Origin of the sequence: Massilia sp. CT11-108 (genome assembly GCF_047302915.1) — a bacterium.
GTDB classification, from domain to species: Bacteria; Pseudomonadota; Gammaproteobacteria; order Burkholderiales; family Burkholderiaceae_D; genus Telluria; species Telluria orientalis.
The window spans coordinates 1-403 of the sequence record NZ_JBKYMO010001289.1; the positions used below are offsets into that span (position 1 = coordinate 1).

1 protein-coding gene is annotated in these 403 nt (G+C 73.2%); it reads left to right on the plus strand.

All coding sequences use genetic code 11. The features are described 5' to 3' along the window. A partial coding sequence (locus ACEN88_RS34445; RefSeq protein WP_413346897.1) for a hypothetical protein occupies positions 1 to 254 on the plus strand: 254 nt, incomplete at its 5' end. Positions 255 to 403: the final 149 nt, after the last annotated feature.

A 403-nucleotide genomic window follows, 5' to 3' on the forward strand; every position in this document is an offset into this window, starting at 1 on the left:
CCTCGACCTATCGCGTCAACCTGGGCGCGGGCGTCGATGCCGGCGGCCTGCTGCGGCCGACCCGGTCGGCCTGGCTGGCGGGAGAGCGCGTCACCATCGGTGCGCCGGGCGTGGGCCGCGCCTTCGTGCAGGGCGGCGTGACCGGCACGCTGCACGTCGGGAAGGGCGCTTACCTGTACTACGGCGTCACCGGCGAGGGTCGCGGCGGCTATTACCAGGTCGGCGGCAACGCCGGCGTGCGCGCGGTGTTCTGACTGCGGGCCGCGCATTTGGGATAGACTGCTGCGCATGCTCGAAGGACTACCGCATTTCTGGATCAACCGCGCCGCCGATGCGCAGCGGCGCGCGCTGGCGCAGGCGTTCCTCGACCGCGCCGGCGTCGTCCACGCGCGCATCGACGCCG